This window comes from Paenibacillus sp. 2TAF8 (assembly GCF_052114825.1).
Taxonomy (GTDB): Bacteria; Bacillota; Bacilli; order Paenibacillales; family Paenibacillaceae; genus Paenibacillus.
The window spans coordinates 38,900-62,934 of sequence record NZ_JBFRFN010000023.1 but is presented as its reverse complement, the minus strand read 5'-3'; the positions used below and the strand labels follow the sequence as shown (position 1 = coordinate 62,934).

Here is a 24,035-nt window from a genome sequence, read left to right as displayed (position 1 = left end):
GCAATACGAAATCGAGCATATAGCGACATATACAAGAAGTGCACAACAGCCTGATCTGTGAGATCGGGCTGTTTTTCATTTTATTAATTCAACTTATATGTCTCAGCAAAAATGAAGGAATCTGTTATGTAAACGTCACGAACCGGGTAAAGATTTGAAATGGGGAGAGCTCGCGCGGTATGCTTGTTGTATTGCTTCGGCACTACACTGAGATCATGAACTGGAGGGGTTAATGTGGAACGTAACATCAAAGATTTGGTACAGCAGATGACACTGGAAGAAAAAGCGGGAATGTGCTCAGGGCTCGACTTTTGGCATCTAAAAGGGGTGGAGCGTCTCGGCATTCCATCCATCATGGTGACGGATGGCCCTCACGGATTGCGTAAACAGGATAGCAGCGCAGATCATCTGGGTCTGACCGCAAGTGTACCTGCAACCTGTTTCCCGTCAGCCGCAGGGCTGGCGAGTTCGTGGGATACCGAGCTGGCGCGCCAGGTGGGCGTGGCTTTGGGTGAAGAATGTCAGGCCGAGAATGTGGCGGTACTGCTTGGGCCGGGTGTAAATATTAAACGTTCCCCATTGGGCGGACGGAACTTTGAGTATTTTTCCGAAGACCCGCTGTTATCGACTCAGATGGCTACCGCTCATATTCAGGGGGTGCAGAGCCAGGGCGTAGGTACGTCGCTCAAACACTTTGCAGTGAATAACCAGGAAGAGCGTCGTATGTCGATTGATGCGGTGGTGGACGAACGGACGTTACGCGAGATTTATCTGGCCAGCTTCGAAGGCGCGGTGAAGGATGCACAGCCGTGGACGGTAATGTGTTCTTATAATAAAGTGAACGGCACGTATGCAGGTGAAAATCAGTGGCTATTAACTGACATTTTGAAGGATGAATGGGGCCATGATGGGCTGGTTGTTTCCGACTGGGGCGCTGTCAATGAGCGGGCAGATGCACTTGCTGCTGGACTGGAGCTGGAGATGCCGGCAAGCGGCGGTATTGGGGAACGTAAGGTGATGGATGCTGTAGAGAGTGGTAAGCTGCCCGTGGACAAGCTAGATCTTGCGGTGGAGCGTTTGCTTACGCTGATTTTCAAAGCGGTCGATCATAAGAAAGAAGATGCTTCGTACGATAAAGATGAACATCATCAGCTTGCACGTAAAGTGGCATCCGAGAGTATGGTTTTGTTGAAAAATGAAGCCGGGCTTCTTCCACTAAAGCGTGAAGATAGCGTAGCCATCATAGGTGCTTTTGCGCGTAAACCTCGCTTTCAGGGAGGGGGAAGCTCCCACATTAATCCGACCAAGGTGGATGATATTGTGTACGAGATGACTCAGGTGGCAGGCGATGGAGTAACGATCTCCTATGCACCAGGGTACCGGATTGAAGAGGACGATGTGGATGATACGCTGTTGCAGGAGGCCGTTCAGGCTGCGCAAGCGGCAGATACCGCTGTGGTATTTGTGGGGTTGCCGGATCGTTACGAGTCCGAAGGGTATGACCGTGCCCATCTGCGTCTGCCGGACAACCACATTCGACTGATCGAAGAGGTTGCCAAGGTGCAGTCCCGTGTAGTGGTTGTGCTAAGCAACGGTTCTCCAGTGGAGATGCCTTGGCTGCCGCAGGTTCAAGCTGTGCTTGAAGCTTATCTTGGCGGACAGGCTGTAGGAGGCGCAATCGCCGATCTGCTCTACGGTGAGGTGAACCCGTCTGGTAAACTGGCAGAGACATTTCCAGCCAAGCTCAGTCATAATCCGTCCTATCTGAACTTCCCTGGAGAAGCGGATCGAGTGGATTACCGCGAGGGGATCTTCGTCGGTTACCGCTATTATGATAAAAAAGAATTGGAGCCGCTGTTCCCGTTTGGATACGGTTTAAGTTATACCACGTTTGAGTATAGCGATTTGCAGGTGGACCGTACAACGCTAACGGATCTGGACGAGCTGAAGGTGCAGGTACGTGTCACTAATACCGGGGAGCGTGCAGGGAAAGAGATCGTACAACTGTATGTTAGTGATGTGGAGAGTACGGTGATTCGTCCGGATCGGGAGCTGAAAGGTTTTGCGAAAGTGGCACTTGAAGCTGGTGAGTCGAAAACGATCCATTTCACCCTGAATAAGCGTTCGTTCGCGTATTACAACGTGGATATGAAAGACTGGCACGTTGAGACTGGCGAGTTCGAGATTCAGGTGGGCAGCTCTTCGCGTGATATTCGTTTGCAGACTCGGGTGAGTGTCGAATCCACCGCTACGTTTATTCCTACGTACACACGTAACAGTACGCTTGGCGATATTCAGCGCGACCCGGAGAATAAAAAGCTGCTCGAACGTGCCTTGCAGCAGTTCCAGGAAGCGAGCGGTTTTGGCGGCGGTGACGATTCTGGTGATCATGATCATGCGGATATGATGAACGCGATGATGAAATATATGCCGCTGCGTGCCCTTGTGGCCTTTAGCGGTGGCGCCATGACCGAGGAGTCGATGAATCAGTTACTGGAGCAGATGAACAACAAAGATCACGGCATTCGCGGATAGAGAGTTTCATCCCGATTATGCTCCATAACCTGGTGATCTGTGAAGAAGTGATCAGGCTATGCGCGAGGAAAAGGGCGCGAGGGCATAAACTTTATATTGTACGTTCAGCTACTGCAAGGCTGAGAGAGACACCCGATCCGATGATGGATTGGGTGTTCTTTTTTTACAGGGAAAAAGGTATAATTAGTAATTGATAATCATTTTCATTTAGAAGTGTGATGAGTGACGGGATACTGTGGACCAGTGGGGAGGGAAGGTGAAACAATGAGTCATGATGCTGGATTACATACGTTGGGTTCAAGTGCATATATTCAGACCCGGGATGGCCGCAAGTTGCATTACATGTCGAAGGGCGCTGGAGAGTTGACGGTCGTTTTTGAGTCGGGGATGGGCGTATCCAGATCTGCATGGGGGCTGGTTGTACCGACGATTGCGGAGCATGCACGTACCGTTGTGTATGACAGGGCCGGAGCGGGACGAAGTGATGTTGATTCTTCTCCACGCACGCTCGCCAGGATTGCAGAAGACCTGAATGAACTGCTAGCGGCGATGGGGCCGGGGCCGATTATTCTGGTGGGGCATAGCTGGGGAGGGCCAATTGTACGTGTAGCGGCGGCTAGTAATCTGTCGCGTCTGCAGGGTATCATTCTTGTTGACCCGTCGGATGAGCATTGTGAGTTATATTTTTCCCGTATGGCGAAGGTGGGTTTCGCGGTTAATGGCACACTTATTCCAGCTCTGGCTCGCGTAGGGCTGTATCGTTTCCTTGGCATAAAGGATTTTCTTAGTCAGCCTGCTGACGTTGTAGCAGATCACCGCCATGAGGACTTTACGGTACAAGCCGCTCGTACGGTGGCTGCAGAGGGCAAGAATTTTTTGCGAGATATGGAGCTGTTAAAAGAGCAGCCGCCCGAGCTGGAGGATCTGGAAGTGAGCATTATTTCGGGTACCTTGCCAGGCAAGGGAGAACGTAAGATTAGACCTGCAGTTGTTGCGGCACATCGTCAGACGGTAAACAAGCTGTCCAATGCAAGGTGGGTAGAGGCAGCACATTCGGGGCACATGGTGATGTTTACAGACCCTGAGGTCATCACAGGTGAGATTTTGCGAATGCTAAGAGATAAGGGATAAAAAGTAGAAGTAAGAAGTAAGAAGTAAGAAGTAAGAATTGTGGAGTAAGAATTGAGGAGTGAGAGAAAGAGATTAAATTTTAGCGATGAGAATTTAGGATTAGTTTGTAAGCAGTTTGTAAGGTATAAGTTGTATTAGAGCATCCAAAGTAACCATGCCCTTCATCAAGGCGCAAGGATAGAGCAAAAGTGATACAATAAAAAGAAAAGCAATGTACGACATTGTTAGACCCTATAAGCGGAGTGTGGAGACAGATGAAACCAGAGAATCAAGAAACAACAGGAACGGGAGCCGGAAATGAAGGTTCCAGACATGCCAGTGTGGGCATGGAAGATATCGTGCGCGCGCATCATGTGCTGCGTGAAGTGATTGTGAGAACGCCGTTACAGCGTGATGCTGTACTTTCGGCCAAATATAACTGTAATGTGTATCTGAAACGGGAAGACCTTCAGGTGGTGCGTTCGTTCAAAATTCGTGGAGCGTACAACATGATACGCAATCTGACTCCTGCAGAAATGGAGAAAGGCATCGTCTGTGCCAGCGCAGGCAACCACGCACAGGGTGTAGCTTTTAGCTGTAATGCTCTTGGCATTCACGGCAAAATATTTATGCCAAGCACAACGCCAAATCAGAAAGTGAAGCAGGTACGGCGCTTTGGCGGCGATAATGTAGAGGTTGTCCTGATCGGTGATACGTATGATGATGCGTATGCTGAAGCCATGCGTGCGTGCGACGAGCAGGGTATGACCTTCATCCATCCATTTGATTCGCCGAAGATTATTGCGGGTAACGGTACAGTTGCGATGGAGATCATGGAAAGCCTTGATGAGAATGCAGACTATATGTTTGTCACCATTGGCGGTGGCGGTTTAGCAGCCGGGGTAGGAACGTATATGAAAACGGTAAGCCCGGAGACGCGCATTGTTGGTGTTGAGCCGCTTGGAGCAGCTTCCATGAGTGAAGCGATGTTCCGCAAACAAGTGGTTACGCTGGATGATATCGATAAATTTGTGGATGGCGCAGCAGTAAAACGGGTTGGTGATCTAACTTATGACATCTGTAGCAACATTCTGGATGACATCGTGAAGGTACCGGAAGGCAAAGCCTGCACAACGATTTTGGAGTTATATAACGAAAATGCCATCGTTGTTGAGCCTGCGGGCTCGCTGGCTGTAGCTGCACTTGAGCAATACCGCGAACAGATCGCGGGTAAGACGGTGGTTTGTGTCATCAGTGGTGGTAACAATGATATTGACCGAATGCAGGAGATCAAAGAGCGTTCCTTGATCTATGAAGGTCTGAAATATTATTTCATGGTGAATTTTCCGCAGCGTGCAGGCGCTTTGCGTGAGTTTCTGGAGGAAGTACTCGGCCCGAATGACGATATCGCCAGATTTGAATATACGAAAAAGCATGACAAGGAAAACGGCCCTGCCCTGGTTGGCATCGAGCTTATGTACAAAGAAGATTACCAGCCGCTCATCGAACGCATGAACCGTAAAGGTATCACCTATACGGAGCTGAACAAAAACCTGAATCTGTTCAACATGCTAATCTGAATCGGGTGAAGGATTCAATTCGAGTAAAGTAAATCGATAGTCCCAAAGATATACAGGTACATGTATGACACAGAGATAGAAACGAAGATAGAGATGTAGAGAGAGGTGTCTTTTTACAAGTGAAACCTACTATAGGGTCAGAGCAACTGAAGTCAGTGCCTCAGATCCGGCCTGCACGGAAGGAAGATGTGGATCAGATCATCCCGCTGCTGGTGCAGGCGATTGGGGATATTGCCTATGCGCTTGCGGGTGAGAGTAATCATGAGCGGGCGATGGACATTCTGCGAGAGTTTGTAACACAGGAGAATAACCGGATCAGTTATCAGAATATTACCGTGATGGAGCAGGAAGGGCAGATTGCCGGGATGCTGGTAGCCTATGCAGGTGATGATGTGGAGCGACTGGATCAGCCGCTTCTGGATCGTCCTGGGCGCGATGCGGATGAGAAATATGCTTTGGTAAAAGAAACCCGTCCGGGAGAGTATTATCTCGATACTCTTTCGGTAAGTGAGGTTTTTCAAGGGCAGGGTATCGCCCGTGCACTGATGGCTGCATTTGAGCAGCAGGGAAGAGAGCTTGGGCACACGCAGGTGGCCCTGATCGTGGAGCAGGACAATGGCCGCGCCATGCAGCTCTATAAACGGCAAGGCTATGTTCAAGATGAAGTGATCCTCATCGGTGGACATGAGTATTACCACATGGTCAAACGAATTGAATCTTAGTGGTGATTGAAGGGGCAGGGGACGCGGTTAGTCGCGGCGATACTGTCTCAGAAGCATGAAAAAGACGAAGTCATGCCCAAGAGGGCAGTTGACTTCGTCTTTTTGGCATCATGTCGTCGATCACCTTGCTATGAAACAGCAACTTCGTACAGGGAGCTTGATATCTTCTAGGCTGCCCCCGCTCATGTATTAAAAGAATCTATATGAAGTACATACTAAACGTAATCAAGCATCGCGAGGTGTTATAAGGAGTAACGAGTCACCGCATTAAGTTTTACAACGAACCTCAAGTAAATCTCGGTCATGCAGCGGAAAGTGTCGCCCCGAGCCCCGAAGTAACTCAGTCATGCAGCGGAAAGTGTCGCCACGAGCCTGAAGTAACTCAGTCATACGGCGGAAAGTGTCACCCCGAGCCTCGAAGTAACCTCGAACATACACCAGAAAGTGTCGCCCGAAGCCCCGAAGTAACCTCGGTCATACGGCAGAAAGTGTCGCTCGGAGCCCCAAAGTAACTCAGTCATACGGCGGAAAGTGTCATCCCGAGCCTCGAAATAATCTCGGTCATACGGCGGAAAGTGTCATCCCGAGCCTCGAAGTAACCTCGAACATACACCAGAAAGTGTCGCCCGAAGCCCCAAAGTAGCCTCGATCATGCAGCGGTAGGTGTCACCCCGAGTCTCAAGTAACCTCGGTCACGCCGATGTTTCTAGCCACGGATCGGCTAACGATCTCAGATGACGCTATTTGGTCCATTTCAGTCCTTTTTAAATTCTAACGATCAGGAGAAGCGTTATTTCACCATTTAGGGTGAAAAATCATCGATTTTTGCTCAATTTAGACGAAATAGCGTCTCTGGTGATCGTTAGATTACTGAACACCTTTAAATCGGCCAAATAAGGTTCGTGGAGATCGTTAGAATATTTTTGCACCCGTGCAACCTTATGAGCGACCATCGCAAGGCACTGTGTTGGAAAAATGTTGCCTAATCAACAACTTTCCACGGCATGCACACGCCTGATCGCCTGGTTGAGCCACTATATCCATCGCAACCAACTTACATTACTCACTATTAAGCTTATCTAGGTAATTAGTTTGCTAGTGATAGCTATACTTACCCACTTCCCCACATGTTCCTCCATTGCTCTACCGATTTACTGATTCAAATATTCATCCCTGGATACGTTCTGCTCCAGCCATTTGTCGACGGCTTCCGTTTTTTCAAACTTGGATTCAGCGACGACATTCATGAATGCATCCAGTTTTTTTACAAAATCACTATCCTCGGAAGCGGTGCGCTGTAAGACAGCTTTGTAACCTTTTTGGGCATTTGCATCCATTATGTTGGTGTCATAATCGAACAGAGGCGTATTATCCAACCCGTAAAAGGTATACAGAGTATATTCATTCATCAGCATCTGCACCCGATTTTTCCGGTTTGAGTCAGGAAAATCTTTCAGGAACTGTTCCTGATTCAGGGCACGATTCAACATTTCCTGATATCCAATCATCAGCCCTCCATCCTCAGTGGAAATGTTATTCGTTTCGACAGCCATGATTCGGATGTACTGTTTGATATCCTTATTCACATAAGAGGTGTATTTATCGAATGCTGCATAATTCATGATTGGATAGAGAGAACCCTCAATCGCAGTAAGACGATAACCACTATCTCTAGCCTGCTGCAGCAGTGAGCGAAGATTCTTGTCCTTGGTGCGGGACATCAACTGAGTGAAGCTGTCATTCCACTTGTACATTTTCTGCATCTGATCTTGAACATTAGGCACAAGCATGCGATCTGTTATGGCGTCGAGTGCCTTGAAGCGGGCATTCTCGAGTTGAAGTACCATCAGGGTTGCATGATAAGGAGTGACTTGGCTGATCTTAGACTCCAGATAACGGTCTGCAGCGGGCAGGCCATTTTTTTTGTAGAGCATGGTTTGAAAGGATTTATAGATCGCGCTTGAAGCGGCTGAAGTTACCTTGGTGTTTGTAGCAGGGGCAGCAGAAGCAATGCCGGCGACTGGAGCAACTGCCGTTTGTAGCAGCATCGCTATAGCCGTTGCGGTAAGCAGCGTGCGCACGCCTTTATTTTGAAAAGAAAATAATGTCATGGATATAAACCTCCTGTAGTTATGGTTTAGTAATTGAAGCCGAATTAAAGTTGGCCTGTTCAAAATGAATTTACATCCTGTGAAACATTAATTATACATTATGTGAGCGTTTACCCATAGATTAAAGCAATTGGCACAGAAAGTGGTTGCGGAATAGTGACAAATTATTCTGTTAATTTTAACCTTTACAAGGTAGATGCAAGACCAATGTTTCTGCGAAAATAATTTTGGGAAACCGGAAACTTTTTTACAAATTGGAACGTCTTAGTTGTGCATAGGAAAATACAGGAATTATTGAATTGCATAGCTAATTTATAAGAGTGAACTAATCATGGGAGAATGGGGATAGGTATATGAGGAAAGCGGGAGGCAATCAAGTGAAAAAGGTGATGTCAGCACTGGCTGTATCAGCCATGCTTGTATCTGCACTACCAACATCTGTGATGGACGCTGCAGCAAGGATTAGCATATATATTAACGGTACAGAGGTGCAATCAGTTCAAGCCCCTGTGATGAAGGCAGGACGTGTCCTTGTTCCGCTTCGGTCGATCTTTGAAGGGATTGATGCGGAGGTGAAGTACAACAATAGAACGAAAACCATTACAGCGACCCGTGACGATCGGGAGGTTTCATTGACACTTGGTTCCAAGGCTGCATATATCAATGGTCAACTGAATGTGATGGATGTTCCTGCGAGTACGATTAAGGGTAGTACGATGGTTCCAATTCGTTTTGTGAGTGAAGCTTTCGGGGAAAAAGTATTCTGGAATTCACGTAATCAACGCGTGGATATTAAAACAACAACGTCTACACCTGAAACGCCAATTGATGATACACAATTTTCTGCTTGGAATATCTACGGATCGGTATCTGGCACTAACGGAGATGGCCGTGATCTCACAGTAAGCTTCACCCGTGCTATTTCAGAAAGAACCGTATCGGCATACCGGGTGATGTTGGTGAAAAGCAGGGATACCAACAGCTTTAAGGAGTCGGTTGCTTCGGCAGTATCTCCGGGAAACTATACTTCGATTACACCAAACGGCACCAATCCGAAGCTTACACTTAATGCTCAGACACGTGACGTGAACGGTGATCTGCTGAATAGCAATGAAACATACCGCCTTTATGTACTCACTGTAGGTAACAGCAACAATAACAACAAAAACTATTTAGGCTGGTCCTCACAAGTTTTGAAGCTGAACCAAGTGAAACCTTCTGTTCAGGCTGTGACAGGGCTGCGGATTGCTGATATTAGTGATTATGGCGACGGAAGAGATATGGAGATCAACTTTACACAGCCAAGCACGACTTCGAATATTACGAATTACCGTGCATTTGTTGTAAAGGCGAAGGATGCATCGACATTTAACCAGGCTGCTGCGAACAAGGTATCCAGCACAAATTCCACGTTCATTAATAAAGGGAATTCGAGTACGATCAAAAGCCAATTGTCCTCATCATCGCGAGATACGTCAGGCGAGTTGATCAAAAACGGGACTGCGTATGTTGTTTACATCATGTCTGTAAGTGCCAATACAGCAACAGATAGCAAGCTGTCTGCGGCTTCATCTTCCCTGACATTGTCCGCGAACACAACTCCAGCTCCGGTCATTACACAAGTGAGAGACATTGCGGATTATGGAGATGGACGCGATATTCAGGTGAGCTTTAACCGTGTATCGGATGAGTCAAAGGTAGCAAACTATCGTGTGTTTGTTGTGCGCAACACGGTATCCAGCAGCTTTAACCTAACTACAGCAAGCAATTTGTCTTCCAGCTTGTACTATACTGTCAATAAAACAGGCAACAACCTTACGGTTACACTGCCATCCAATATGCGGGATACCAGTGGATATAACATCACGAACCTGCAGGATTATCGCATCTATGTCATGGCAGCAGGCAATCAGCAGAACAACTACACTCATGCTCTGTCTTCTTCTTCAAGCGTCTTGAGACTGACGTCGAATAGTATTGCAGGTGTGGCAACGAATCTGTCTGTTACAGATGTTGCGGACAACGGGAATGGATCAGATCTGCGCGTGTCGTTTAACAAAGCAACGAATGAATCCAATGTTTCCCACTACCGTGTGTTCGTTGTACCTGCCAATAACGTAGGAAGCTTTAATCTGAATGCTGCAAATTCTTCGAACTATTATACACAGGTGAATAAAACGGGTGGTAACCTGACAGTGACACTACAGCGTGATACACGGGATACCAACGGGAATTTCATTGTAAATGGTCTTGCTTACCGGGTGTTCGTATTGTCCGTAAATAACAACGGGAACTGGAGCCAAAACGCATTGTCCTCGTCTTCGGCTCAAATTACACTGACTCAGAATTTTGCGATTACAGCACCAACCAGAGTGAGTGCTTCCGATGTTGCGGATAATGGCAATGGTAGAGATCTGCAAGTGACTTTTAATAGGCCTTCCAATGAGGCTAATATAAATCATTATCGTGTCTTTGCGGTTAAAGCCGCCAATATAGGAAGGTTCAACCTGGAGGAAGCCAATCGGAATCCTTACTACAAGGTTGTGAATAAAGCTGGTGGCAGTGGAGATTATACCTTTAACCTGGAAAATGTTAAAACTTCAGATGGCGCAGATATTACGAATGATCAGAGTTATCGTATATTTGTTCTTGCCTTCAGTAACGGTAACAGCACTCCGAATGTACTGTCTTCAGCCTTCGCAGATATCAGTTTATCAGTAACGTCAGCTGTGTCAGCAGTTAAGTTTGGCAATATTGATGTCAAAAATGCAGATCAAGCGGCAGGTAATGTAACGGATATAACTGTGAACTTTAGCAAACCAAATCCGGAACAAGGTATCAAGCGTTACATGTTAATGGTTGTACCGGCTACAACTTCATTTGATCTTAATACGGCTAAAGCGACGGTTAGAGAAAATAATGCAGTTGAGGTAGCTTCAAGCCCTACAGAGCTGCCCTCCACTTTGAAAGACAGCAATGGCAACCAAATTAAAGATGGAGTGTCATATAAAATAGTCATCTTGTCCGAGTCTGATAGCAAAAGAGAATCAAATATAGCGACATCTCCTAATTTTACGATTAATGCAAAAAAACAAGCACCAACACCAATAGATGCTGGGAAGGTATCAGATCTTAAACCAACGGCAATATCTAGTGAAATTAGTATCAATTTTACCAAGCCAACTAGTGAAACAGGTATTAAAAATTACGATGTTTATATTGTTAAAAAATCGAGTAAATCAGGTATTAGCGGAACACCTGTAACAAGTTTAAGTATTGGTGAAACAGGTAAAAAAGTAATGATTGGAAATGATACTAGGGATTCAGATGGGCTCATTTTTGGAGAAGGAGATTACCAAGTTGTTGTGGTCTCAGTGTCCAGTCAACCAACGAAATACCTTTCTGTTTCTTCAGATCCAGCTGATCTGAAGATTCCAGCCGCCACTCCTGCCCCAGCAGCGGGTAGTTCAGGTGGTGGGACGTCTGGTGGGGATACCGGAGCACCTGCTTCTGGTGGAAGTAACAATCCGGCTTCTACTGGCAGTGAGTCATCTACTTCTGGTACACAAAGTTCATAAGTCTAATAGGTATATCCTTGTATGAAGTTCGCTGTTTCAAACAGCATGAACTTTATGCCCAACTCCCTTTCCACCTTCGGAAAGGGAGTTTTTCTGTCCCACCGTAAATGGCACATTGGCAGCATTCTGCTAGGGCTATGACCGATGTCCTTATTTTTCCAATAAATGAAATTCTCAAAAGGGTTCCTAAGGTCATTGCCGGGTTTGGATCAAAGGATGGATAATAGAAGTCAAAGAACGTGGGAGCAGATCAGCCGAAAGGAAGGATGGAATGTTAGCATTTCGATTGACGGGGCAGCCGGATGCCCGCATGCCACTATATTTGTACGGTTTGGGTACACAGGAAGAGAAAGGGTTGCATCGCCCGGAGGGCTTTCCGGTATATCAGTTATTTTTGGCACGGGGTAGCGGGGGGCGGTTCAACATTTCTGGCAAGGGAACATTCGTTATGGGTCCAGAGCAATTATTTGCATTGGAACCGGGCGTTGCTCATGAGTACATTCCCCATTCAAAAGCGGGCGGAGAGCTTGGGTTCATTGGCATCGGTGGTGAACTAGCAGCATCGGTGCTCCACACAGCTGGCATCGCCCGCGGAGAACCTTGCACATTAGCCGGATTTGATCTGATCTGGGCACAGATGATAGAACTGTGGAAGGCGTTGGATCAGGGAAGGATGTCGATGTGGAAAACGTCTGCCTTGCTCTACCAGCTTATTCTGGACATGGCTCAGTCGTTAGCTCCAGTCGTTCCTGTTTCCTCTGATGGGGAGGGGAATAGGAGACAACCATCTATGAGGGCGAAAAGTGCTAAGAAAGAGAGTGATGTGGCAGGTTCACATGTACAAGAAAATTCGGATGCTGGGCTGAAAGGGCTCAACCGGGCAATAACCCTAATGCAGGTACACTATCAAGATGACCTCTTATTGAAACATGTGGCCGAAGCTGCAGGTTACTCTGTTCAGCATTTGAATCGATTATTTCATCAGCATTATGGTGTGACTGGGCATCAGTATATGCAGTCCTGGCGTTTGCAAAAGGGACTGGAGTGGATGAACGAACATCCTCAAGCCAGTGTGAAGGAAGCGGCAGAGAATGTAGGCATGGAAGTGAATTATTTCATTCGCATGTTTAAGCGCCAATTTGGAGAAACACCTGGTAAAGGTCTTAAACTACGCAATCAGCCCGAACTGGAGCAAAACCTCCACCTGCATAACAATGAAATAAGAACACCTCAATAAAAAAAGAGACCTTACGGTCTCTTAATCTTAAGTAGTATTTCTTAAAATTTAAGTAACTGCTTCTATTGCACTACTTTCTGGATGTATTGTTCTACTCCAAAATGGAAGGCAACAAATACTTTCGAAAATGTCCTTTTCGGTTATGCCTGCTTTTTCTGCCCAAAGAGAGGTCGGATTAAAGCAAGTCCAGCTATACCGATCACGGCGCTAACCCATGGAGCCATGTAGAAGACAGGAAGTTTATCTCGAAGTGGGTAACCAACAAAGAGAACAAGCACTACGATGACGATGTAAATGATGATGCCACGAATGTTAACTTTGGGCATGACATGTTTGTCTGTTCCCTGGTCGTCCGGGCGTTCTGCTAATCGGCGCAGCATCTCTACGAGTGCGATCCCGCCAACAGCAGCAATGATGAGAGAGAATAGGCTGATATGTTCGAAAGCTTCGGTATCGCCGTCTGTGAAGCCGAAGAATAGTCCTGTGCAACCTTGGATGAATAGCACAACCGATATTGCCGCCCAGGCAATCATAACGTACCATTTAGGGGTTCGTTTCACAGGTTCTGTTGTTTCAGCAGGATCAGCAGCCTGTATTGTACTGGTGTTGCCTCCATCTGTTTCTGTAGCACCTTTTCCGAGTTGAGTGTAAATATCCTGTTCCAGATCAGAGCCGTACAGATCACGAGCTGATTTGTTGTCCTTCTGTGCTTGTACGATGGCCCTTCCCGCAGCGAGAATCCATTCTTCCTGGGTTCTCTCGTCTGCCGGAGCTTGCCTTGCGATGCTGCTGATTTGGTTATAAAATTGTACGTTATCTGGTGTCATGCGGCTCATCTCTGTGATTTGCCGATTTTGTAGTTCTTTCAGCTTTTTATAGGAAATTCCCACTGATTGCTCCCCCTGTCTCACACGTTCTGATCTCCCATTCCATGAAGACCCTGCCGATATTTTAGTATACGGGAAGGGCTCTCGTTTCGCAAAGTCATTCCTTATAAAATAACTGCTTATGATTCACCCATAGCCCGATACAGGCTAGCACAATACAGGTGCATAAGAGCACCAGTTTTCCATGATGCTGAATCCATCCGAGTAGATGTGCCATGAGTTCATTCCTTTCGTTAACAGGCTTTCGGGAGAGGCGAGCCTGTTGTTTTGGCTTTATTTTCCCCTGTGGAGATGTGAATATACATAGCTTGGTTGGAAGAAGCAACGATTCTGTGAACCATGAATAAAGAGCTGTCTAATCCATCACAATAGTAGCATTTTCAAACCGAAATGATGGATAGGAGTGTGGTTAGCATGGATAAACAATCAGATCTGACACGCAAGATGCTGCTCAACAGCAATTCCCGCGGTGTGGAGGATGAGGTGGTGCCGATGGAAGAGGCTGTGGAGGATACGGAGTTTGGCGAAGAACTGAACGATGATAATTGGCAAGGCAGAAGCTTCTGGGACAACGAGGGTGCGGGTCAGCAGCATGAGTGGAATGGACGAATTGAGACTCATGCGATGTTCCGCAGGAGCTATGAGTAAGATCGTAAGAAACATCATAGCCAATGGCGATAATAAGGAAAGGCAGATCGAGTGATCCTTCGCTAGGTTAGATGCAATAAATGAATACAGGGATCAAAGAAGCACATGGTGTGGATTATGGAACTGAACAGAAATAATGCGAGGCCGGCTGAATACAGCTCGGTCTCTTTTTTTTTGCGGGATAATGGGTCAAAAAGAGAACAGCTGTGCATGTAATAGTTGTATCATTTCTCGCGTTGACTTGCAGGGTGTGGGGATGATAATATACTAATATCTTCTTAATACTTACTAAACTTATCGGATTAAACATAATTAATATGTGAAAGTTGAATATATAACAAGGAACTGTTATATAATTTGAATTCTTCTTTTACACTCTAACGGAGAGGACAGAAAAAACCTGAAAAAGCGAAGCGTTCGCCTAAAAGCTTTCTGCAAGAAAGCTACATCGGAAGCATACGCTTATCACCGGATTTTCCCCTTTGGAAAAGGGAAACAAAAAATCTGGGGATAACAGCGATTGTAAGGTTATTCTGTCATCGGAGTGGGCTGTGTAAAAACTTTAGTTCAACTTATATAGCAAGGTCACCATGAAAGGGGAGATCCGTATGGAACGTCAGATCAGTATCCGTCACGGAGAAGAGGAGTTAACCGCAACCATTCACTATCCGGTTGTAAAAGATATCAAAGAGGAGACACGTCAGCAACGTGTGCCTCTGGCTGTCATCTGCCACGGCTTTGTAGGAAGCCGAATCGGAGTGGATCGCTTGTTTGTGAAGACAGCTCGTGAACTCGCGGAGGACGGATATCTGGTGCTGCGTTTTGATTACATCGGCTGCGGAGAGAGCAGCGGTGAATACGGAGCGGAAGGGCTGGAGTCGATGGTACTGCAAACCCGTTCTGTGCTCGATTATGCTGTGAACTGCACCGATGTCGACCCTACACGTGTGACTTTGATTGGACATAGCTTGGGCGGAGCTGTTGCGCTGTTAACGGCTGTACGTGACAAACGGGTCAAAAATCTCGTCATGTGGTCGGCTGTCGGTTACCCGTTCAACGATATCGTGAAGATTACGGGTAGAGATGTGTATGATGACGGTGTAAAAGCAGGAGCTGCCGATTATCTCGGCTATAGATTCACTCCCAAATTCTTCAACTCTCTGGCAGAGCATCAGCCATTCCAGGAAGCGGTGAAGTTCAGCGGCGATGTGCTGGTTGTGCACGGTACTTCGGACGAGGTCATCCCTGTAGACTATGCGTTTCTGTATCAAAAAGTCTTCTGGATGCGCCAAGAGGGGCGCTGCGACAAGGAAATCATTTTCCAGGGCAATCATACCTTCTCATCTGGTAAAGAGCGTGAACAACTGATCACACGTACGAGAGAATGGCTCGGGGAGCGTCAGAAGATTGAAGAGAACTGGCAACACTGGATGATCTAAGCCATAAGCCAAACGTCATCATTCAAAAGTCATCAATCAAAAGTAACGGGTATTAACTTGGAAAAGCGACTTCTTCGGGGTAAAATAGAGAGGTAAGCATCCTATCCGTGTCTGGAGGTTGGCAGCAATGACATTACCCGCACTATTCATTGCGCATGGTTCTCCCACTCTGGCGTTGGAGAGCAGTGACTACACTCAATTTTTGAACGAACTTGGAGACAGGCTGCCAGCTCCAAAGGCCATCGTTGTATTCACCGCACACTGGGATTGTCCCGAGCCTTCGGTGACGATGGATGAATCCCATCAGACCCTGCATGATTTTTACGGATACCCATCAGCAATGTATAACATACAGTACCCTGCGGCTGGGCAGACCAAGATTGCGGATGAGATCTGTGCTTTATTCTCGCGAAGCAACTTGCCACATCGACCTGTTCGAGGGCGCGGTCTGGATCATGGTGTATGGGTGCCGCTGCTGCATATGTACCCTGAGGCGAACATTCCCGTTATTGCCGTATCGGTGGATTCACTTCGTTCCCCTCAAGAGCAGTATGATATTGGGCGAATGTTAGAGCAGCTTAGGCATGATAATGTGCTCATGATCGGTAGTGGTGGAACGGTGCATAATCTGAGAATGCTGGCACAGGATGACGAGCCGCAGGATTGGGCTGTAGAGTTCGATGACTGGCTCGCGGAACGTCTGCAGCAATGGAATACGAGAGAATTGTTTCTGTATGAAAAAAAAGCCCCTCATGCTCGGACGGCAGTTCCGTCCTATGGCATGGAACATATGGCACCATTGTTCTACGCTATGGGCGCAGCAGATATGTCTCGCACAGCGAAGCGCTTATTTCAATCGTATGCTTGCGGCACATTAAGTTTGAATTGCTGGCAGTTTGGTGACGGCATATAACCTGGAGCAGATGAGCAGGTCAAAGATCTAAATGTTCGGTTATGTTTCGGGAATAATTAGGTTGTTGAGGTCATTAAGGATTAATGAGCTGAAGATAACCATTTTGTTCAGGACGATAATGTAAAAATTTCAATATGCAAAAAGGTTCCTCGCGTCTGTTATTGACTGCGTGGAACCTTTTTTTGGTATTAAGAAGAAATGTTATAGCATTGTTATATCTGAGCTATTGCCCAAAGCCTGATTGTTAACACTATTTGCGAAGCTCGAACAACTCACATTCGGTACGTGAGTGATAGGCCAGTTCACTGACACTGGACTGGACAACAATGGTTTTCTCGTCAAAACGAATGATAATGCCGCCAGAGTCAATCTGGTGGTTATCTTTGAATACCCTGATTTTATGTTTTAAGGTCATAGCTTCCTGAAAGTCGGCGTCCGTTTCGAGACGGCGTTGAGTGGGCATAGGGATACTCCTTTGCTCTGATAGACTTTATAACTATCATAATATGGGATTCTACTGTTGAGCAAGTGTAGAGAGTTGGACTTGGGCTGGTTGAAGACGGCAGAGTGGCTGAGAATAAGAGCAGATCAGCATAGGTGGTCTGGTTCTGGACAAACGAATGAAAATAATGCAATAAAAAGCCCTGCTCCAAGGGGAGGGAGCAGGGCCGGAAATTCTTATTATTTTAGCGTTTAAGCTGTTCTCTTAGTGGGTGTAACGGTTGGTGTGTCTGTTGGCTGAATGGTTCTGTCCTTTTTGAACAATCCGCGAAGGTAAGGCAGTACCCAGTGATCCAGACCAATTTTACCAGCATTCGCACCAGCTACGACGATGAAGATTTCCATTACTACCAGTTGAGCGTTTGTGCTTACTGTACCCGAGAAGAGGAACGCGAAGTTCATCACCATAGCCATCAGAGCAGCCAGTGTAGTGAAGCATCCAAGGATGAGTCCCAAACCTACCAGGAATTCACCGAGCGGGATGACGAAGTCGAACAATCCGGCATTTGGAATAGCGAATTTTTCAAGGAACGTTGCCCACCAAGCTTGAACGGCTGGATGATCGCCTGTTGCTTTTTCAAGTGCCCCTGTGAGGAACCCGCCAGCTTGGAATCCGCCAGTCAATTTGCTCCATCCGTGAGTCATCCAGTCATAACCGATGTACACCCGAAGTACTGTTAAAATCCACATTGCCACTTTGTTTTCTCTAAGCCATTGGTTGAAGCTGAACATATAAACCACTCCTTTTATTTAATCTAGTGTGTGTGTTGTTTTTGTTTTTCTAAGTGATCACCTTTGATGTCTTTATTGTATATTCGTAAAGGTGTTTTGTTTGTGATAATAATCACAATCTAGTTCAAATTTTAAGTAAGGTTTAAGAAGTTCACATTTAGGACATATTTATTTGCTCATTTCATGATTCAAAGAGAACTTTTGAGATAGGACAAGACTTAGAAGACGAAGACAAAACGGAAACGTTGTGATTAAATGGAAAGAAATACGTGAGATGGTTGCCTGCATGAGAGAAATATCACATGACGAGCAGAAGAAAGTCAGCCAAATCGTTCAGGAGGTCCTATATTGAAGTTTTTTTCTTGGAACAAAGCTATATCAGCCGCATCGATCTGCCTTCTTACCGTTAGTCTTGTTGCTTGCCAGAATAAAGAGGTAGCTCAAATTCCCCAGCCGGAGCCCACACCTGCACCCGTTCAAGAAGATAAGCCTGTGGAGGAACCTGTTAATTCTGGCTTTACAGCTCCTTTCACGGGACTGGCTGTGGAGAAAGCTTCTACACAGAGACCGCTGGCAGTGATGATCAACAATGCACCTGCCGCCCGTCCCCAATCGGGACTCAGCGCAGCGGATATTATCATTGAGGTGCTTGCCGAAGGCGGCATTACACGCTTCATTGCTATTTTTCAGAGTGAAGGTGGAGCAGAAACCGTCGGCCCAATACGAAGCATTCGTCCATACCTGATTGAACTTGGTGAAAGTTATGACGGGGTGCTTATTCACGCCGGAGGCAGTCCGGAGGCCTATTCCATTTTGCGAAAACAGCGGAAACAGCACATGGATGAAATTTCGAATGGCGGGCCGTACTTCTGGCGTTCCAAAGAACGCAAAGCGCCTCACAATCTATATACATCTGTGGACAAGCTTAGAGAAGGAACGGACAAGAAAGGGTACAGCCACGAATTCCAATCTCCTGTGTACAAGTATGACGAGGCAGGGGCTACCTCTAATGGAGAGAGCGTGAAGCAGTTTGAGCTCCATTATTTATTGAATAGTTATAAAGTAACGTATGATTATGATGAAGTTAGCGGACGATATATGAGAATGGTGAACGGGAAGCCAGATCAGGATAAAGATAACGGAAGTCAGTTAGGTGCGTCCAATATCATTGTTGCGGGGGCAGACCATAAGGTGCTGGACGATGTAGGCAGGTTATCCGTGAACGTGGATCATGGCGGCGAGGCGATGCTGTTTCAGAAGGGCAAGATGATTCGCGGACAATGGGTTAGAAAAGAGGGAGATATTATTCGTTTTGTGAAGGATGGGCGTGAAATGAATCTGGTGCCGGGGAAAACCTTCATCAGCATTGTGCCGAACCATCCACAGTTTGCAGACCATGTGAAGCTGGCGGAACAATAATTGGCCATAGACAAATGTCAGGGCAACGTAATGAATCACGTTTTTGAAATACTGAGATGAAGGAAAGCGATGAATAGGGTTTAAAACAGGTGAAGATGTGTTGTCGTATCTTAGCGATTTATATGAAAAGTGTTTTGGGTCACGCATCGAATTTTGTGGGGTTTTGTAAACGTAGTGTAAAATTGCAGTCTGTTTTTGCCATAATTCCAAATAATTACGATTCATTTCAGGTTAATATGAGAAGAATATAAAAAAGGATCGCAGCTTTTGTACAAACCATGAAACAAATATGATAAGATATCAAAGGTTGTCATTTCATGTTTCATCGGTTATCGGCGCAATTTCTCGAAGAGGGGATAGAGCTATGAAGATTAAGAAGAAGAAGGACATATTTTTTGAAACACTGGAGAACATGGCAGATACGGTTGTTCAAGCGGCAGATTACTTCTCCCAGCATATTTCCAACCTTCAGGATGTAACTCTTTTTGCTAATGAAATGAAAAAGTACGAGTCACAATGTGATGACTACGTGCACACGATCATTACAGAACTCAACAAAACATTTATCACGCCGATCGAACGCGATGATATTATGGAACTGACAACAACTCTTGATGACGTATTGGACGGCATTGAAGCGACAGCTTCCCGTTTTTATATGTACAATTTGGTGGAACCAGACGAATATATCATTCAATTTGCAGAGATTTTGCGCGAATCGGCTTACGAAATTCAGAAGGCGATTCATTTGTTATCCCAGAAAAAATTGCTGGCGATTCGTGAATATACAATTCGTCTGAATGATTTGGAAAACCAAGGCGACGAAGTATTGCGTAACTGTATCAAGAATCTATTCGCTACGGTGTCCGATCCGATTGAGTTGATCAAGCGCAAAGAGATCTACGAACGCCTTGAAACAACAACGGATGCTTGCGAGCATGTTGCGAACGTTCTTGAATCCATCATCATGCGTAATTCTTAAGGAGCCAGAGAATAATGGAAACAACGATTTGGGTATTAGGTATAGTCGTCTTCCTTGCACTGGCGTTTGACTTCATCAACGGTTTCCACGACACGGCTAATGCCATTGCAACATCGGTATCCACACGTGCGCTGACGCCGCGCCGCGCCATTATTTTGGCAGCGGTAATGAACTTTGTCGGTGCGATGATGTTTACAGGCGTGGCGAAGACGATTGGGGGGAGCGTGACCGACCCCACCAAGCTTGAGAACGGAATTGAGGTCGTCATTGTTACCTTGATTGCCGCAATCATTTGGAATTTGGTAACCTGGTGGTTTGGAATTCCTTCCTCCTCTTCACATGCATTGATCGGAGCACTCGCGGGTGCTGTACTCGTTGGAGCGGGTTCGGACAAAGTAAAATGGAGCGGATTCTCAGATATTGTCGTAGGTTTGCTGATATCACCTCTGATTGCTTTTGCCATTGGTTATATCGTTATGACGATTCTCAAATATGTGTTTGCGAAACGCAGTCCGCACAATGTGAATAAAGGCTTCCGTACGGTACAGATTTTCACAGCTGCCCTGCAGGCATTTACGCATGGTACCAATGATGCACAGAAAGCGATGGGGATTATTACATTTGCACTCGTCGCAGCCAAAGTACAAGATAATCTCGATGTACCTCTGTGGGTTAAAATTTCTGCAGCAACAGCTATGGCACTGGGAACATCCATTGGTGGATGGAAAATCATCAAAACGATGGGGACCAAGATTTTTAAAATCGAACCGATTAACGGCTTTGCTGCCGATCTATCTGCCGCATCCGTTATTTTCTCAGCAACATTGCTGCACCTCCCGGTAAGTACGACACACGCAATCACATCCGCGATTCTGGGTGTAGGTTCGGCGAAACGCTTCTCCGCTGTAAAATGGGGACTGGCTGGACGTATTATCATTACGTGGTTTATTACGATTCCAATTACCGGAGCACTTGCAGGTCTGTTGTACTGGATCATTTTCTAAATAGTTGTCAACAGAAGAGCCGGGTATCGATCAATTGGATACTGTAAGTGAAGGACGAGCCTGTTCATAACGATGTGAATATCGGGATATGTGGATAAATATACAATGAGTTGAAGAAATGCCTGTGCACGAACGTGTGGACAGGCTGGATATGTGGATAGCCATCCGTGGAATGATAAACCAAAAGAAACCTTCCTGTGGATACAGGGAACTGTGGATAGGGAAATGAGAGAAGCCAACAGGGTTGGCTTTTTTTGTTTTTCAGAGTATACAATGGAATCAGAACTTCGATAAGACAAGGACGTGGTCCAATCCATGATTCGTACACTTGCAATTACACGGGATCATCAAGTCACGGTGAATATGCCGCTGGAGCAGCTTGATTTGAATGACTATGCCTGGGTATGGGCAGATTTCAACCAGCCAACGGAAGAGGAAAGCCGGCTACTGGATACATATTTTCATTTTCACCCACTTGCGATTGAAGACTGTCTGCATGTATTACAGCGTCCCAAGCTGGATTACTATGAGAATTTGCAGTTTCTTGTGTTACATGCGCTGAACCCGGTCACACTCGAGGCAGAAGAGGTGGATCTGTTTCTGGGACAGAACTTTCTGGTGTCCTTTCATCATGGGAAACTGGAAGAAGTAGATGAGGCGTGGGATCGGCTGTTGAAACATGCACATGAGCGTACCATCTGGGCAAGAGGGCCGGTAGCAGCAGCATATACGGTAATGGACAAATTGGTCGATCACTATTTTCCATCGCTATTTGCCATTGAGGATGAGCTGGCTGAACTGGAAAACCGGGGTGGTCAGGAGTCCGTAGAAGAATTGATGAATCAGGTGTTTGACCTGCGTAGTCGACTCTTGAAGCTTAGACGCACCGTTGTCCCGATGCGCGATCTTCTCTACCGTGTCGTTAACTCACAGCATGTACAGCGAACGGGAGAACACACCGCGTATTTTACTGATATTTATGACCATCTACTCAAACTGACGGATATGATCGAAGCGGATCGGGAGATGACGGCAGACCTGCGCGACAGTTATATCTCGTTGAATTCGAACCGCATGAATCAGATTATGAAAACACTGACTGTCATTACGACGGTATTTATGCCACTCACTCTAATTGCAGGTATCTATGGCATGAACTTTGCCCATATGCCGGAGCTTCAGTGGAGGTATGGGTACGGTGCTGTGTTATTACTGATGTTTGTCCTGGGAGGCTGTATGGTGGCTTGGTTTGTGAAACGCGGTTGGTTTAAGTAAATAAGGTGATTGAACGGATGGAAAAAAAGGGCCGTCAAGCCAACCTCCTAAGCAGAAGATATCCTCTGCTCAAAGGAGTGTTGCCGGACGGCTTTGGTCTGTTGATTAGAACAGCTCTTTGCTCCGTTTCATGCTCCTATCCACATGTGTATAAGTGTTTCGCTTACAGCGACCTGTGCACAACTAAAGGGAGTTCGCCGTTCGAGCTCAGTCGACCTCCAGCACAAAAGAGACGGTTTCCGTTTCCTGTCCATTTACAATGATCGTAAGCGTGTGCAGCCCCGCATAATATTTACGTGTCGTAATGAGTTTGAATGATTGTTTGGTAGTGACGGTGCTGCGACCATTTGCATACACTTTGTCGGAGCATTTAAATCGCTTAGGTGCCTGTTTACCGTTTGCCTTCATATAACCAATCTCATATTCAAGCCTCAGCATCTGCGGTTCACCACTTGTATTGACCACATCGAATGAAAAATGCAAATCCTCACCTGTGGAAATTTCCTCCCGCTCCAGCTTCAGGTTTTCAATATGAATAGCCTCCTGCTTGTGGTATCCGAACAGGCTCAGTGCAGAAGGGTGTCCCTTCTTAAGCAATGAACGGCTTGCGTGCCGAACAATCCAGTCGGTATGCGCGTTCTGACCGTACCAAGCCTTAGCAAGATCAAGAACAAGATTCGGATGATCCTTCGAAATGTCATTGAGATGATTCGCTACACTTTTTCGTACATAGAGGGAATCGTCCTGTCGCAGTGCATGCAAAATGGGAAGAACCGGTGTAGGGTCAACAATGAATTCTCCAAGCTTGGCTCCCCAAGGTAAACGAGGGCGGCTGCCTTCGCTGGCCAGCCTGCGAATATGCTCATCCTTGCTTTCCGTCCATTCCATCAACTGTTTCATCGTCTGTAGTGGATAACGCTGAATGAACGGCCGCACCGCAAATTCAGAACTCGAATAAGGTGTGAATACCTTAAGATATTTCATCGATAAGTCGTAATTTTCGGGGTCGAGTCCGTTCACTTCAATGAAATCAGGCACAAAAAGGTACTCAACCCCGCGCAATTGTGGAGCTGCCTGTTCAAGGATATGTAAGGCTTGTTCGTAATCGGCGGGCAGAACCCGGGTCAAAGATTCCGTAATTCGGCGAATCCTTGCCTTGAACTCCAGCGCTTCCCAGCCTTCGGCGAAAACCAGTTCGCGAAATTGCTGTGTGTGTAGCTCAGGATAAAACTGACGCAGTAGCTCGCCGGTTCGATCAATGAGTGCGGGTGTATACTTGTCTTTGAACAGTTCCATGGTCTGCCTCCTTATATGTATTCTCTAGTATACCTCATTTTCCAGTATAAGAACATAAGTTCTAGA

Annotated in this window: 18 protein-coding genes; 13 read left to right on the top strand and 5 right to left on the bottom strand. The window is 46.4% G+C overall.

Translation table 11 applies throughout. From position 1 onward, the window contains the following. Positions 1-234 precede the first annotated feature (234 nt). The 4 genes from AB4Z30_RS24900 (at position 235) to AB4Z30_RS24885 (ending at position 5,947) form a co-directional block, all read left to right on the top strand. A complete protein-coding gene (locus tag AB4Z30_RS24900) occupies positions 235-2,535 on the top strand; it encodes a beta-glucosidase (RefSeq protein ID WP_441930118.1) in 2,301 nt (766 codons plus the stop codon). A gap of 264 nt (positions 2,536-2,799) precedes the next feature. Continuing rightward, positions 2,800-3,666, top strand: a complete 867-nt coding sequence (locus AB4Z30_RS24895) for an alpha/beta fold hydrolase (protein WP_441930117.1) — start codon at positions 2,800-2,802, stop codon at positions 3,664-3,666. Between the two features lie 326 nt (positions 3,667-3,992). Further along, positions 3,993-5,225, top strand: a complete 1,233-nt coding sequence (gene ilvA, locus AB4Z30_RS24890) for a threonine ammonia-lyase IlvA (protein WP_441930142.1) — start codon at positions 3,993-3,995, stop codon at positions 5,223-5,225. A 119-nt stretch (positions 5,226-5,344) separates the two neighbouring features. Next, on the top strand, positions 5,345-5,947 hold the full coding sequence (locus tag AB4Z30_RS24885; protein ID WP_441930116.1) for a GNAT family N-acetyltransferase: 603 nt from the start codon (positions 5,345-5,347) through the stop codon (positions 5,945-5,947). 1,151 nt (positions 5,948-7,098) lie between these two features. Here AB4Z30_RS24885 and AB4Z30_RS24880 read toward each other — a convergent pair. Beyond that, on the bottom strand, positions 7,099-8,058 hold the full coding sequence (locus AB4Z30_RS24880; RefSeq protein ID WP_441930115.1) for a hypothetical protein: 960 nt from the start codon (positions 8,056-8,058) through the stop codon (positions 7,099-7,101). 353 nt (positions 8,059-8,411) lie between these two features. Between AB4Z30_RS24880 and AB4Z30_RS24875 the strand changes: the two genes are divergently transcribed. Both AB4Z30_RS24875 and AB4Z30_RS24870 read left to right on the top strand, forming a co-directional pair. Then, a complete protein-coding gene (locus tag AB4Z30_RS24875; protein ID WP_441930114.1) occupies positions 8,412-11,636 on the top strand; it encodes a copper amine oxidase N-terminal domain-containing protein in 3,225 nt (1,074 codons plus the stop codon). A 271-nt stretch (positions 11,637-11,907) separates the two neighbouring features. Then, the gene (locus tag AB4Z30_RS24870) at positions 11,908-12,873 is read left to right on the top strand and encodes an AraC family transcriptional regulator (RefSeq protein WP_441930113.1); all 966 of its coding nucleotides are present in this window, start codon (positions 11,908-11,910) and stop codon (positions 12,871-12,873) included. A 140-nt stretch (positions 12,874-13,013) separates the two neighbouring features. Here AB4Z30_RS24870 and AB4Z30_RS24865 read toward each other — a convergent pair whose 3' ends face one another. Beyond that, complete coding sequence (locus AB4Z30_RS24865) at positions 13,014-13,763, bottom strand: hypothetical protein (RefSeq protein ID WP_441930112.1); 750 nt, start codon at positions 13,761-13,763, stop codon at positions 13,014-13,016. Between the two features lie 411 nt (positions 13,764-14,174). Between AB4Z30_RS24865 and AB4Z30_RS24860 the strand changes: the two genes are divergently transcribed. From AB4Z30_RS24860 to AB4Z30_RS24850, 3 genes are all read left to right on the top strand, one after another. Beyond that, a complete protein-coding gene (locus AB4Z30_RS24860) occupies positions 14,175-14,408 on the top strand; it encodes a hypothetical protein (RefSeq protein ID WP_441930111.1) in 234 nt (77 codons plus the stop codon). Between the two features lie 608 nt (positions 14,409-15,016). Then, positions 15,017-15,847, top strand: a complete 831-nt coding sequence (locus tag AB4Z30_RS24855; protein ID WP_441930110.1) for an alpha/beta hydrolase — start codon at positions 15,017-15,019, stop codon at positions 15,845-15,847. A 127-nt stretch (positions 15,848-15,974) separates the two neighbouring features. Next, positions 15,975-16,760, top strand: coding sequence for a DODA-type extradiol aromatic ring-opening family dioxygenase (locus tag AB4Z30_RS24850; protein ID WP_441930109.1), 786 nt, complete (start codon positions 15,975-15,977; stop codon positions 16,758-16,760). Positions 16,761-17,010: 250 nt separating this feature from the next. Here AB4Z30_RS24850 and AB4Z30_RS24845 read toward each other — a convergent pair whose 3' ends face one another. Then, positions 17,011-17,223: a hypothetical protein gene (locus AB4Z30_RS24845; protein ID WP_434748049.1), complete on the bottom strand. Its 213-nt coding sequence runs from the start codon at positions 17,221-17,223 to the stop codon at positions 17,011-17,013. Between the two features lie 230 nt (positions 17,224-17,453). After that, positions 17,454-17,993, bottom strand: coding sequence for a DoxX family protein (locus AB4Z30_RS24840; protein WP_441930108.1), 540 nt, complete (start codon positions 17,991-17,993; stop codon positions 17,454-17,456). 348 nt (positions 17,994-18,341) lie between these two features. Between AB4Z30_RS24840 and AB4Z30_RS24835 the strand changes: the two genes are divergently transcribed. The 4 genes from AB4Z30_RS24835 to corA all read left to right on the top strand — a co-directional run bounded on the left by AB4Z30_RS24835 (position 18,342) and on the right by corA (position 22,673). Beyond that, on the top strand, positions 18,342-19,412 hold the full coding sequence (locus AB4Z30_RS24835; protein WP_441930107.1) for a DUF3048 domain-containing protein: 1,071 nt from the start codon (positions 18,342-18,344) through the stop codon (positions 19,410-19,412). Between the two features lie 364 nt (positions 19,413-19,776). Then, positions 19,777-20,394 carry a DUF47 domain-containing protein gene (locus AB4Z30_RS24830; protein ID WP_441930106.1) on the top strand — a complete coding sequence of 206 codons (618 nt, stop codon included), beginning with the start codon at positions 19,777-19,779 and terminating at the stop codon, positions 20,392-20,394. 14 nt (positions 20,395-20,408) lie between these two features. Continuing rightward, positions 20,409-21,398, top strand: coding sequence for an inorganic phosphate transporter (locus AB4Z30_RS24825; protein ID WP_434748045.1), 990 nt, complete (start codon positions 20,409-20,411; stop codon positions 21,396-21,398). Positions 21,399-21,713: 315 nt separating this feature from the next. Beyond that, entirely contained in the window at positions 21,714-22,673 is a 960-nt protein-coding gene (gene corA / locus AB4Z30_RS24820; protein ID WP_441930105.1) for a magnesium/cobalt transporter CorA, read from the top strand. A gap of 207 nt (positions 22,674-22,880) precedes the next feature. Here the strand turns inward: corA and AB4Z30_RS24815 are convergent, their stop codons facing one another. Next, a complete protein-coding gene (locus AB4Z30_RS24815) occupies positions 22,881-23,969 on the bottom strand; it encodes a DNA alkylation repair protein (RefSeq protein WP_441930104.1) in 1,089 nt (362 codons plus the stop codon). Positions 23,970-24,035: the final 66 nt, after the last annotated feature.

What these genes read in the sequence shown, in the direction of transcription:
- AB4Z30_RS24895 (WP_441930117.1), top strand. Translation starts at nt 2,800, where the DNA reads ATGAGTCATGATGCTGGATTACATACGTTGGGTTCAAGTGCATATATT.
- ilvA (WP_441930142.1), top strand. Translation starts at nt 3,993, where the DNA reads ATGGAAGATATCGTGCGCGCGCATCATGTGCTGCGTGAAGTGATTGTG.
- AB4Z30_RS24880 (WP_441930115.1), bottom strand. Translation starts at nt 8,058, where the DNA reads ATGACATTATTTTCTTTTCAAAATAAAGGCGTGCGCACGCTGCTTACC.
- AB4Z30_RS24875 (WP_441930114.1), top strand. Translation starts at nt 8,412, where the DNA reads ATGAGGAAAGCGGGAGGCAATCAAGTGAAAAAGGTGATGTCAGCACTG.
- AB4Z30_RS24870 (WP_441930113.1), top strand. Translation starts at nt 11,908, where the DNA reads ATGTTAGCATTTCGATTGACGGGGCAGCCGGATGCCCGCATGCCACTA.
- AB4Z30_RS24860 (WP_441930111.1), top strand. Translation starts at nt 14,175, where the DNA reads ATGGATAAACAATCAGATCTGACACGCAAGATGCTGCTCAACAGCAAT.
- AB4Z30_RS24855 (WP_441930110.1), top strand. Translation starts at nt 15,017, where the DNA reads ATGGAACGTCAGATCAGTATCCGTCACGGAGAAGAGGAGTTAACCGCA.
- AB4Z30_RS24850 (WP_441930109.1), top strand. Translation starts at nt 15,975, where the DNA reads ATGACATTACCCGCACTATTCATTGCGCATGGTTCTCCCACTCTGGCG.
- AB4Z30_RS24845 (WP_434748049.1), bottom strand. Translation starts at nt 17,223, where the DNA reads ATGCCCACTCAACGCCGTCTCGAAACGGACGCCGACTTTCAGGAAGCT.
- AB4Z30_RS24840 (WP_441930108.1), bottom strand. Translation starts at nt 17,993, where the DNA reads ATGTTCAGCTTCAACCAATGGCTTAGAGAAAACAAAGTGGCAATGTGG.
- AB4Z30_RS24830 (WP_441930106.1), top strand. Translation starts at nt 19,777, where the DNA reads ATGAAGATTAAGAAGAAGAAGGACATATTTTTTGAAACACTGGAGAAC.
- AB4Z30_RS24825 (WP_434748045.1), top strand. Translation starts at nt 20,409, where the DNA reads ATGGAAACAACGATTTGGGTATTAGGTATAGTCGTCTTCCTTGCACTG.
- corA (WP_441930105.1), top strand. Translation starts at nt 21,714, where the DNA reads ATGATTCGTACACTTGCAATTACACGGGATCATCAAGTCACGGTGAAT.
- AB4Z30_RS24815 (WP_441930104.1), bottom strand. Translation starts at nt 23,969, where the DNA reads ATGGAACTGTTCAAAGACAAGTATACACCCGCACTCATTGATCGAACC.